Below are 12285 nucleotides of genomic sequence, written 5' to 3'. Positions count from 1 at the left end.
TGAAAAGTGAGCAACAAATTCTGCGCCACTTAGGATAAAATACCTGCCTTTTAACCACAACGCCAAACTTTCAAGGTTTCTCATGCTGGAAAAGCTATTTTCAATTAAAGCAAGTGGTAGCTCGGTTAAATCCGAGGTAATTGGTGGGCTGACAACCTTTTTAACCATGGCTTATATTATCTTTGTTAACCCATCCATTTTAAGTCAGACCGGTATGGATTATGGTGCAGTGTTTGTAGCCACGTGTTTGGCGGCCGCTATTGGTTGCTTCGTGATGGGATTGTGGGCAAATTACCCGGTCGCGCTGGCGCCCGGAATGGGGCTCAATGCTTTTTTTACTTACACAGTGGTTTTTAGCATGGGTTACACATGGCAAACGGCTTTGGGCGCGGTGTTTTTCTCTGGGTGTCTGTTCTTTTTGCTTTCCGCTTTTCGTATTCGTGAATGGATAATAAAGTCTATTCCGCCCACGTTGCGCTTAGCGATAGCTGCTGGTATCGGCGCCTTTCTGGCTCTAATTGGTTTGCAGAACGCGAATATTATAGTCGCTAATGACGCCACTATGGTGACTTTAGGCCCTTTGTCGGAGCCGTCAGTGTTGCTTGCGGCAGCCGGCTTTTTTCTGATAATAGGGTTGGTTGCCCGCGGGGTACAAGGCGCTGCATTAATCAGTATTTTGCTAGTGACTCTTACTGCCTGGGCAGCGGGTTTAGTAGAATACAACGGTATTGTCGCTGCTCCTCCAAGCTTACTGCCTACCTTTATGCAGATGGATTTGGCGGCCGCTTTTGACATCGGTATGTTATCCGTTATTTTTGCTTTTCTATTTGTTGATCTCTTCGACACCTCTGGCACTTTGTTAGCGGTTGCACAAAAGGCTGGCCTGGCAAAAGCCGATGGTGAAATGCCACGCCTTAATAAAGCATTAATGGCGGACAGCACGGCCACGGTTGCCGGATCAATGCTTGGTACCTCAACGACCACCAGTTACATTGAATCTGCAGCTGGGGTTGCAACGGGTGGTAAAACTGGACTTACCGCCGTGGTCGTTGGCATTTTATTTCTATTGGCCATGTTCTTTGCTCCGTTGGCTGGTATGATCCCGGCATATGCAACGGCTGGCGCTATTATCTACGTCGCCGTGTTAATGTTATTTACATTGAAAGATGTTAAGTGGGACGATATTACCGAGGCCGCGCCTGTGGCTGTGGTTTTATTGATGACGCCACTGACATTTTCTATAGCAGATGGTATCGCGTTAGGGTTTATTAGTTACGTTGTGGTGAAACTACTCGGCGGACGCTATCAAGACTTAACACCGAGCGTGGTTTTATTAGGCGCACTTTTTGTCGCTAAATTTATTTGGTTAGGGTAATGAAATTATGGGATGGCATTCAAACCGCGAGTTTTTTGTATCATGGGAAGAGTTGCATCGTGCGACACGTGAACTGGCACGTCGGCAATTACCAGCGGAGCAGTATAAGGGCATTATCGCCGTTAGTCGCGGTGGGTTAGTGCCAGCAGCTATCGTAGCGCGTGAGCTTAACATTCGTGTTGTCGATTGCGTTGCGGTCAGTTCATATGATCATACCGAGCAGCGTGATGATTTGCAGGTAATGAAAGATGTTACCGCAACCGATGATGGTGAAGGATTCTTAGTCGTCGATGACTTAGTCGATACTGGCAATACGTTAAAGTTTCTGCGTGAACGCCTTCCTAAGGCAAAGTTCGTGACCGTCTATGCAAAACCCGCTGGTATGGATCTGGTGGACGACTTTGTTGCAGATTTAGCACAAGACACCTGGATCCACTTTCCCTGGGATATGCATCTACATTATATTGAGCCTTTGGCTGGGCAGGAATCTTAACGCGCTTTGCCTGAAGGTCTCAAAAATAGACAAAAAAAGGGCCTGATAGTTTTGCTATCAGGCCCTTTTTATTGTTGTTTTGAGTTAAAGCTTCTGCTGAATGAAGCTAATACAGTCATCTAAACTGATTTTTTGCTTATCACCGCCTTTACGGCTTTGGTACTCAACTTGGTTTTCGTCAAGATTCCGCTCACCTACGACAACTTGATGCGGAATGCCTATTAGCTCCATATCGGTAAACATAACGCCCGGGCGCTCTTTACGATCATCAAAAAGCACATCAATCCCTTGGGCTTTTAAGTCATCATAAAGCTTTTCTGCAGCTGCCTGTACGCGTGCAGACTTGTGCATATTCATTGGTACAATAACAACCTGGAAAGGCGCTAAAGCGTCTGGCCAGCAAATACCGCGTTCATCATTATTCTGCTCAATAGCGGCAGCCACTATGCGTGAAACACCTATGCCATAGCAGCCCATGGTTAAGGTTTCGTGTTTGCCCGTTTCAGACAGAACGCCAACCTTCATCGCTTCACTGTATTTTTTACCTAACTGGAATATATGTCCGACTTCAATGCCGCGTGCAATTCTCACCTTGCCCTGGCCACAAGGACTCGGGTCACCGGCAACGACATTACGAATATCGACAACGTTATAGTCGCCTGTATCACGTTCCCAGTTGACGCCCGTTAGCCATTGGCCGTTTTCGTTTGCGCCGCAGGCAAAATCAGCAAGATGTGCAGCACTGCGGTCGACCAATAGAGGCAACTTGGTGTTCACAACACCGATGTAAGCAGCCTCTACACCGGTCGCTTTTTCAGTTTGAGTCAGCAGTTCTAGTGGCGCAGCCACCTGAGGCAACTTCTCTGCTTTTACTGTATTCAGTTCATGATCGGCTCTAAGCACCAATTGAACGTACTCAGCGTCTATGTCATCTGACGCTTTAACAATAATTGACTTAGTTGCTTGCTGACTTTCAACGGATAAAGGTTGTAATACAGCGGCTAGTTCATCTCCGTGTACCGCATGCTTTTCCATTTTTTGAGTTGCAGCAGGGCGTTCCTCGTTTGGAGCCAAGGCTTCTGCCATTTCAACATTGGCGGCATAATCTGATGAGTCAGAAAACGCAATCGCGTCTTCGCCGGAACTTGCCAGTACATGGAATTCGTGAGAATGACTTCCGCCAATTGATCCGGTATCGGCAATAACGGGGCGGAAATCTAAGCCCAAACGCTCAAAAATGCGACTGTACGCTTGGTACATGTCGTCGTATGTTTTCTGCAGCGATTCGTCAGTTAGGTGGAACGAATAAGCGTCTTTCATTGTAAATTCGCGGGCCCGCATAACGCCGAAACGGGGACGAATTTCGTCGCGGAATTTAGTCTGAATTTGGAATAAGGTTAAAGGCAGCTGCTTATAGCTGCTAACTTCTTTACGCACCAACTGACTGATAATTTCTTCGTGTGTTGGACCCAATAAGAAGTCGCGTTGATTGCGATCTTTCAGACGTAGTAATTCAGGGCCGTAATCATCCCAGCGGCCGGACTCCTGCCAAAGATCAGCTGGTTGCACCATAGGCATTAAAATTTCTAGTGCGTTTATGGCTTCCATCTCTTCCCTAACAACGTTTTCCACTTTGCGCAGTACACGCAAACCGGTCGGTGTCCAGGTATACAGTCCTGCAGCGACTTTACGGATCATGCCTGCCCGCAACATCAGCTGGTGACTCACGATCTCAGCATCAGAAGGTGTTTCTTTAAGCGTTGATAATAAATATTGGCTGCTGCGCATAGTCCGGCATCTCTGCAAATTATAGTGGTCAAAAATTAGAGCGAAGTTTAGCAGTGTCTGACTCAGCTCAAAAGCCTTTTACGGCTGTTTTAACGAGATTTCTTCAACAAAAACGGAGTTTTCTCGTACAGACCACCGAATATTATAGTTTAAGAGTGCAGTACCGTAACTTCTCGGTGTTGTTTGGGATTTGTGATAAGCGGGTCTGGGATCTTGTCTGAGTACTTCGACAATCAATATTTTTAATTCAGGGTATTTGGCCCTTTCCGTCTGAAGAGTTGATTCTGCGCCCGTCGAAAACTGGACATCCAGACATAGCTCTGGCCTGTGTTGTGCATACCCGGCGCGAGCGTCGGCAATAGAGTCAACGTAAGGAATATAGGGCTTTATATCGACGATGGGTGTCTGGTCGACTAAGTCAGCCCCACGCACGGTTAATATAACCTGAGGTTCAATTTGCACTGAAACAAGTTCAACCACTGATAAGCCGAGCTGGTTAGGCCGAAACGGAGAGCGCGTGGCAAACACGCCGAGTTGCTCATTGCCACCAAGCCGAGGTGGGCGAACGCGCTCCTGCCACGAACGATGCTGATGAAACTCAAAAGTTAACCAAAGATGAGAAAACTGCTCTATACCTTGCACGGCTTGTGCGTGCTGATAGTCACCGATGAGTTCGACTTCAGCCAGCGCAGCCGGAACCAGTCCCGGTTGCCTCGGAACACTGAACTTCTCAGGAAACGGCGTACGAATAACAGCGATAGGGGTCAGTTGTTGCTGGCTTTTCATTCTGCTCCGTTAGCGAATTCTGAAATTGTACTAGCCAATTTGACCACATAGTTTGTAATTTCGCTAATTGAACCAAATTGGTTTTGGTTAACTTGTTGATTTTAAATAGTTTTAAACTTTGGCACAAGCGTTGCAGAGTGCATAGTAAGTAATTTCACATGCTATAGGCTTTGGCATGAATCGTTTTAATAACAACAGGAAAAGAAAAATGATGAAACATAAAATCTGGCCTTTAACTTTAGGTTTTATTGGTTTAGTGACGCTAAGTACGGCCGCTTTTGCAGCGACTGACAGTGAGCGCACGTTAACGGGTAGCTATATCGTTAGTAGTGACACCGAGATTCATCTGGATGCAACCGTAGGGACTGTTGATATTAGTGTCACTGACGGTGAGGTGGTTGAAGTTGAATTACTTGTAGAGTCGGATGAGGATGGATGGTTTGCCAGCGGCGGCGACATAGGAAAGGTTCTGATAAAAGACGAACGAAATGGTAACAGGCTGACACTGTCAGCAACGCCAAACGAAGATATGTCGCAACATTGGAAAATCTCTGTACCAAAAACTCAATCGCTTAGCATTAACTTGGGCGTAGGTGAAATAAAAGGCGAATTGCCATTAACGGATGTTGATGTGGACTTAGGTGTTGGCGATGTTTCGTTGAACCTGGCAAATGGTAAGTACCAGTCAGTTGAAGCATCCGTTGGTGTTGGTGATACCAAACTGAGAAACTTCGGAAACACTCAGGAAAACAGAATGGTCGTTACGTCTGAATCAAGCTATCAAGGTAATGGTTCGGTCAGTGTTCAGGTTGAAGTGGGTGTCGGTGACGTGACATTGAGCAAGAACAATTAATCACGCCACTGAATAGCCCGACCAACGCAGCTGACTTCTGTATAACAAATGGAGTCAGCTTGCGGTTTTAGTGAAAAACACTGAGCCGCGACAATAGCATGGGCTTCAAACTGCATCGCATCTATTTTAAGTGCCTTAATAGCTTCTTCGTCTGAAGCTTTAGGCCCCTCAAATTTTCGTTGGCAGCTCTCGCCATTGACAATGCTTATAAGTTCATAAGCTCGGGAAGGTTGATTACCTTCACGGTAAATACCGATATCACCAGAGTCTATTTTATTAAAGCCTCCAGCCATCTGAGGTAAAATACTACAGGCCGGAAGAGCGAGTAATGGCGTTAATACGAATGCAATGAAACGATAGCGCAATGTCGGTCCTTGCCAGTTTGAATTTTCTATAGCCTAATCAAGCTGAGCCTATTGTTCAACAAAAAGCGTAGCCTGACTTTGTTATTCGTGTTCGGCTACGCTTTAATTTATTGCTATTTAATTAGGAATGATTCCAGTGGCTTGCCGTTATCAACGGCCGTTTTCATCGCTTTTGGCATACGCCCCTGACCCGTCCAGGTGTGTTTTTCGCCATTTTCATCTGTGTATTCATATTTAGGTGGTTTAGGTGCTCTTTTCTTGCGAGTTGTTTTCACAATAGGTTCACCACCAAGTTCTTGTTCTAATATATCTGAAAGCTCAATGCCTGCATCTGCCATTGCACTTTTAAACTCTTCTATTTTTTTCTGCTTTGCTTCTTGCTGGCGTTGTTTTTCAGTTTCTTCTTCACGGCGTTGTGCAATAACTGAGTCAAATTTTTCTTTAACGCTTTCTAGTTCATTTAAATCCAATTCTTTCAGTGCTGCTTTTAAACGACGCTCATGACGAATAATATTAATGAAATCACTCATATTGCCTACCTTGTCTCGTTAACGTAATTGAATGCTTACTGTTTATTATAGCGATAGTTAAGATTTTAATTGAAGTTTCTTTGTTATTAAATAGACGGCTGGAAAATAGAATCAGGGAATCAACGTTCCAATTTTATCATTGGCTAATGCTGTACTTAATTCTAAATTATTTCCTTATTACGTTTTATAAGTGTTTAAAACGAAAAAAACACCAAAACATTTATCATGCTTTGGTGTTTTTTGTTATGAACTTTACGTAGTGTTTACATATTAGGGTAGGTGGGTCCGCCACCACCTTCAGGAGCAACCCAGGTAATATTCTGACTGGGGTCTTTAATATCACAGGTTTTACAGTGAACGCAGTTTTGGGCATTAATTTGGAACACTTGTTTACCGTCTTCCTCAACGACCTCATAAACCCCGGCAGGGCAGTAGCGCTGCGCTGGCTCTGCGTATTTTGGTAAATTAACATCCAACGGAATATCAGCGTCGCTGAGTTTTAAATGACAGGGCTGATTCTCCGCATGGTTTGTATTGGACAAAAAGACGGATGATAAGCGATCAAAAGTTATTATATTATCGGCCTTAGGGTAATCAATTGGCTTAAAGTCTTCTGCTTTACCCGTAGCTTTATAATCTGGCGTCCACTCTTTAAATTTAAAAGGAAGTTTGCCAGCAAACCAGTTTTGATCGACCATATTGTAAGCGCCGCCGAGCACAGTTCCGAGTTTATGAACTGCACCACCAAAATTACGGGACCGATACAACTCATCAAATACCCATGACTTTTCAAAGGCATCTTTAAAACTGACAACATCATCGTTGGCTTTACCGTTTTTGAGCTGTTCGAATACGCACTCAGCGGCCACCATACCGGATTTCATTGCGGTATGATTTCCTTTAATTTTGGCAAAGTTTAAAGTGCCGGCGTTACAACCTACCAGCAAGCCGCCCGGGAAAGTCATTTTGGGTAAGGAGTAATATCCGCCTTTCGTTATTGCACGAGCTCCGTAGGAAACGCGTTTACCGTTTTCAATCAATTGCTTTATAGCCGGGTGCGTTTTAAACCGCTGGAACTCCTGAAATGGATTCAGGTATGGGTTTTCGTAGTTTAAGTCTACAATTAAACCTAAATATACTTGTCCGTCCTCAGCATGATAAAGGTAACCACCGCCACTGGCGTTAGTATCAGTGAGTGGCCAACCCGCTGTATGAACCACTTTACCGGGTTCGTGCAATTCTGAAGGGATATCCCAGATTTCTTTAAAACCTAAACCGTAATGCTGGGGTGTACTGTCTTTATCCAGTTCAAATTTGTTTATCAGCTCTTTGCCTAAGTGACCACGGCATCCTTCTGCAAATAGGGTGTATTTAGCTTTAAGTTCCATGCCGGGCATATAGCCGTCTTTCTCACTGCCATCTTTGGCAACACCCATATCACCGGTTTGAATACCTGCAACGCTGCCATCCTCGTTATAGAGTATTTCAGCGGCTGCAAAGCCTGGGAATATCTCGATACCCAGCTGTTCAGCTTGTTCCGCCATCCAGCGGCAAAGGTTACCCATACTGGCAATGTAATTGCCTTTGTTATGGAAAGTCTTGGGTACGCTAAAGTCGGGCAGCCGAGTGTGACTTTTCTCATCCTTTAGGAGCAGAATATCGTCACCTGTCACTTCAGTGTTTAGTGGAGCGCCGCGATCTTTCCAATCGGGGAAAAGTTCATTTAACGCACGGGGTTCGAAAACCGCGCCCGATAAAATATGAGCGCCAATATCAGCGCCTTTCTCAACGACGCATATCATGAGCTCTTGCTCATTCTCTTTTGCTAGTTGACCGAGTCGGCAGGCTGTTGCAAGGCCCGATGGGCCGGCACCAACAATTACGACATCAAACTCCATGCTTTCGCGTTCCACGTTAACCTCCGCTATATTCAGGCAATCTGGATAGGGATAAGCCCTTTATACTGCTGTAACAATTGAGTGATTTGTCGTGCCGGCACAGGTCGACTGAAAAGGAACCCTTGTCCGGTACTACATTCACGTTGCAATAAAAACTCGACTTGCTCTTCTGTTTCAATACCTTCAGCAACCAATTGAATATTTAAATTACGTGCCAGGCTTATAATGGCCTGGGTAATAGTTGCATCGTCTTCATTATGTGGTAAATCCTTAACAAAGGAGCGATCCACTTTTAAAGACGTGACTGGGAAATTCTTTAAATACGACAGTGATGAATAACCAACACCAAAGTCGTCTATAGCCAGCGACATTCCATAATCCCGAACTGAGTGCATAAACCGGGTGTGGGATTGAATATTTTCTATGAAGACTTGCTCGGTCAATTCAAGCTCCACTTTATTGGGTGGTATCTGAGCTTCGTTAACCCGCTCCATAATATCGTCGACCAAATCAGGTAAGTGTAGCTGCTTTCCGGAAATATTGATGGCAATGCTGAGTTCTTCAAAGCCAAGGTCGTGCCATTGTTTCAACTGCGAAAAGGCTTCTTCCATAACGTATTCAGAAATGGGGATAATCAAACCAGTGTCTTCTGCCAGTGGGATAAACTCGTCGGGAGGAATAATGGTTCCGTCGTCATCAACCCAACGTACCAATGCTTCTAAACCACTGATACGACGACTACTCAGTTCTACTTTCGGCTGATAGTAGACTGTAAGTTGCTGCTTAGACACCGCATGCCGCAAGCGTTTGACGAGTTCAAGCTTCTTGGTCAGGTCGCGATGAATGGCTTTATCGTAGACTTTATAGGTATTACGGCCATGCTCTTTTGCCTGATATAAGGCGGTGTCTGCATTACGTATAAAGTATTCAGCGTTAAAGTCAGCGTCGTCCGCAAAAGTAATACCAATTGATGCACTAATGAAAAGCTCATAAACATCAACAAAGAAGTGCGTGTCCAGAGCTTGCAATAATTGCTCTGCCAGCTTAATCATACTGTCGCGACTGTCTGGCTCTGCAATAGCTAATAAAAATTCATCACCACCGGCGCGGGCCAGTACGCTGGATTTAGGAGCTAACTTAGTAATTCGGCGTGCAACCCGGCGCAGAAGTTCGTCGCCTACAGTATGGCCGAGTGCATCGTTGACTTCTTTAAATCGGTCCAGATCAATAAAGAGAAGGGCGGCTTTCTTTTGTGGTGACTCGGTCTCTAACCACTCGCCAAGGATCCGCTTCAGCGCGTTACGGTTAACCAGTCCGGTGAGCGAGTCATGCTCGGCAAGATAAGCCATTTTCTTTTCTATGCGCTCACGCTCGTCAATTTCACTGTAAAGCTCAATATTGGAGTCTGCTAGTTGCTGTGCTTTAAATCGACTCTGGCCTAAAATATAAAGCACAAAAGTTAGCATGCTGGTAACCAGTAGACCGGCAATTAACGCCGCAAGCGAAATACCGCCTCGCAACTGTTCCAAGTGATCAGTGGTTGGCCAAACGGATAATTCCCAGCTATTGCCGACTAACTGCAGAGAATGGAAGTGAGCCCATTCTTTGCGTAGCGAGGTATCACCGGCAAACTGGTACAGAACTTCGTCACCATTGCGAATACTGACCTGGAAGCCTTCGCTAATATTGCTTCGGACCACATTATTAAAGAGCCTTTGTAGGCTGATAACAAAACCTAAAAAACCGTGGTCTTTTTCTTGTTCTACCCGAACAAAAATTGCAATGTCGCTACTGATACGCCCCAAGTTTCCGGCTGCACCCATCATGGCATGGCGGTTGCCTTCAGACGTTTCTAACTTATCAACCAACGAGGTTTGGGTGAAAGGCGTTCCGAGTAGCCCGGGTTGCTCACTTTTTGGGTAAACTAATTGAATGTCAAGATCGTGGTCGAGCCAGGCTATACCTTGTACGTTTTGATAGTACAAGGTGACAATGTCGGCGTTTTCACTCCACCGTTCCTTAATGTTCAAGTCACTGCGTTCCCATTCTCGCGCTAATAGCTCAGCGACAAACAAATGAGAGACCAGGTTTTGTCGAATATCACGCTGCAAGCTGTAAGTTTCAGCTTCCAGAGCATCGTGGACTACCTGATTTTCTTGGTAACGCAAATAACTAAAAGCGGTAACCGTAACAACCAAGCCAACAATGGCTGCTACGACCGCCTGTCGTGACCCGTGCAGGAACATCATGGATTAACGCAACTCCTCTCTATCACGGAAGTAATCCAGTGCCTCTGGGTTTGCCAGAGCATCGGTGTTCTTCACGGGCTCACCATGAACAACATTACGAACCGCTAACTCGACTATCTTGCCGCTAATAGTACGGGGAATGTCGTCAACCTGCAAAATTACAGCAGGAACGTGACGAGGAGTCGCGTTCGCACGAATGGTCTTGGTGATGGTTTGTCTTAGTTCGTCATCAAGCTCACAATTTTCTCTCAGTTTGACAAAGAGAACCACCCGCTCATCGTCCTGGTACTGTTGCCCTATGGCAATGCTTTCTAACACGTCATCTACTTTCTCAACCTGGCGGTAAATTTCAGCCGTGCCGATACGTACGCCGCCCGGGTTAAGAACTGCATCAGAGCGCCCGTAAATAATCACGCCGTCGTGCTGTGTTAATTCAGCGAAATCGCCATGCGCCCAGGTATTTTCAAACCGGGCAAAATAGGCATTGAAATAGCGTTCACCATTGTCATCGCCCCAGAAGCCGACTGGCATACAAGGAAACGAGTTTTCGCACACGAGTTCACCTTTTTCACCGCGGACGGGTTTGCCGCTGTCGTCGTATACGTTAACGGCCAGACCCAGGCCTCGACACTGAAGTTCGCCCCGGTAAACTGGCAGAATAGGGCAGCCAAGGGCAAAGCACGACACAATGTCGGTACCGCCTGATATAGACGAAAGACAAATATCCTTTTTAATGTCGCGGTAAACGTAATCGAAGCTTTCTGGTGGTAATACCGAGCCCGTAGTCAAAATACTGCGTAAATTTTCCAGGTTATGGCTTTCACGGGGTTTAACATCTGCCTTTTCAAGTGCGGCCAGGTACTTAGCACTGGTACCAAATACGGTAATGTCTTCCTCGTCAGCGACATCCCATAAAAACTCAGGCTCCGGCGCAAAAGGAGAGCCATCAAATAAGGTGAGGGTTGCCCCTACCGCCAGACCACTCGCCAACCAGTTCCACATCATCCAGCCACAGGTGGTGAAATAAAAGAGATTGTCCTCTCGACCTAAGTCGGTATGCAGACCATGCTCTTTTAGGTGTTGTAGTAAGGTACCACCGGTACCATGCACGATGCATTTGGGGACACCGGTGGTTCCCGACGAAAACATAATATAAAGCGGATCATTGAAGTTGCGTGGCACAAATTCGATGTGTGTTTGGTCCGTATCTCCAAAATCATTCCATGCAACAACATTTTCTCCTTCAAGGCGATCGTTCTGCTGGCTGAAATTAACGATAACAGTGGCTTCAATGTTCGGTATTTGTTTAATAATATCCGCTGTTTTGCTTTTGATATTGAGGTTTTTGCCGTTATAAAAGTAACCGTCAACGGTAATCAATATCTTCGGCTCAATTTGCCCAAAACGGTCAAGTACACCTTGTACGCCAAAATCAGGAGAGCAGGACGACCAGATAGCACCAATGCTGGTGGTTGCCAGCATTCCAATAATGGTTTCTATACAGTTGGGCATCATGGCCGCGACACGGTCGCCTGCTTCAATACCGCGTTGGCGTAACCCGGCAGCAAAAGCCGCTACCTGCTGATTCAGTTCGGCGTATGTGAGTTGTTGTCTTGCCCCGTTTTCGCCGCGAAAAATAAGGGCGACGTGGTCATCTTTGTGGCGTAGCAGATTTTCAGCAAAGTTTAGTTTCGCGTCAGGAAACCATTTGGCTCCGGGCATTTTTTCTTTGCCGGTAACGACGGTATCGCCTTTTTCACCAATGACATCAAAGTAATCCCATAGCATAGACCAGAAGCTTTCGTCGTTTTCAACAGACCACTCGTAAAGGTCGTGATAGTTGGCCAGCGCTACGCCTTTCTCTGTATTAACCTGTTGTAGGAAATCCGTCATGCGGGCATTGGCAATGGTGTCTGCGGACGGTTGCCATAACGCTTCTGAAGTCATT

At 45.8% G+C, this 12285-nt stretch carries 10 protein-coding genes; 3 read left to right on the top strand and 7 right to left on the bottom strand.

Annotated elements, in window-relative coordinates; translation table 11 throughout:
- Positions 1-82: 82 nt before the first annotated feature.
- Together RBK99_RS03390 and gpt are read left to right on the top strand one after the other, a co-directional pair.
- Complete coding sequence (locus tag RBK99_RS03390; RefSeq protein WP_317503231.1) at positions 83-1375, top strand: NCS2 family permease; 1293 nt, start codon at positions 83-85, stop codon at positions 1373-1375.
- Positions 1376-1382: 7 nt separating this feature from the next.
- Entirely contained in the window at positions 1383-1868 is a 486-nt protein-coding gene (gene gpt / locus RBK99_RS03385; protein ID WP_317503230.1) for a xanthine phosphoribosyltransferase, read from the top strand.
- 84 nt (positions 1869-1952) lie between these two features.
- Here gpt and RBK99_RS03380 read toward each other — a convergent pair whose 3' ends face one another.
- Both RBK99_RS03380 and tsaA read right to left on the bottom strand, forming a co-directional pair.
- A complete protein-coding gene (locus tag RBK99_RS03380) occupies positions 1953-3656 on the bottom strand; it encodes a proline--tRNA ligase (RefSeq protein ID WP_317503229.1) in 1704 nt (567 codons plus the stop codon).
- A 78-nt stretch (positions 3657-3734) separates the two neighbouring features.
- Entirely contained in the window at positions 3735-4442 is a 708-nt protein-coding gene (tsaA, locus tag RBK99_RS03375; RefSeq protein WP_317503228.1) for a tRNA (N6-threonylcarbamoyladenosine(37)-N6)-methyltransferase TrmO, read from the bottom strand.
- Positions 4443-4650: 208 nt separating this feature from the next.
- On the opposite strand from tsaA, the gene RBK99_RS03370 reads away from it, so the two are divergent.
- Positions 4651-5295: a toast rack family protein gene (locus RBK99_RS03370; protein ID WP_317503227.1), complete on the top strand. Its 645-nt coding sequence runs from the start codon at positions 4651-4653 to the stop codon at positions 5293-5295.
- Here RBK99_RS03370 and RBK99_RS03365 read toward each other — a convergent pair.
- From RBK99_RS03365 to RBK99_RS03345, 5 genes are all read right to left on the bottom strand, one after another.
- Positions 5292-5660, bottom strand: coding sequence for a hypothetical protein (locus RBK99_RS03365; protein ID WP_317503226.1), 369 nt, complete (start codon positions 5658-5660; stop codon positions 5292-5294). The genes RBK99_RS03370 and RBK99_RS03365 overlap by 4 nt on opposite strands.
- Positions 5661-5773: 113 nt before the next feature.
- Complete coding sequence (locus tag RBK99_RS03360) at positions 5774-6190, bottom strand: H-NS family histone-like protein (protein ID WP_317503225.1); 417 nt, start codon at positions 6188-6190, stop codon at positions 5774-5776.
- A gap of 263 nt (positions 6191-6453) precedes the next feature.
- Positions 6454-8103, bottom strand: coding sequence for an electron transfer flavoprotein-ubiquinone oxidoreductase (locus RBK99_RS03355; protein ID WP_317503224.1), 1650 nt, complete (start codon positions 8101-8103; stop codon positions 6454-6456).
- A 17-nt stretch (positions 8104-8120) separates the two neighbouring features.
- Entirely contained in the window at positions 8121-10337 is a 2217-nt protein-coding gene (locus tag RBK99_RS03350) for a putative bifunctional diguanylate cyclase/phosphodiesterase (RefSeq protein ID WP_317503223.1), read from the bottom strand.
- Positions 10338-10340: 3 nt separating this feature from the next.
- Entirely contained in the window at positions 10341-12284 is a 1944-nt protein-coding gene (locus RBK99_RS03345; RefSeq protein WP_317503222.1) for an acetoacetate--CoA ligase, read from the bottom strand.
- Position 12285 lies beyond the last annotated feature (1 nt).

The sequence above is a fragment of the Idiomarina solivarensis genome (genome assembly GCF_033052755.1).
Taxonomy (GTDB): Bacteria; Pseudomonadota; Gammaproteobacteria; order Enterobacterales; family Alteromonadaceae; genus Idiomarina.
The sequence above is the reverse complement of the archived record's forward strand: the minus strand, read 5'-3'. Positions and strand labels throughout refer to the sequence as shown.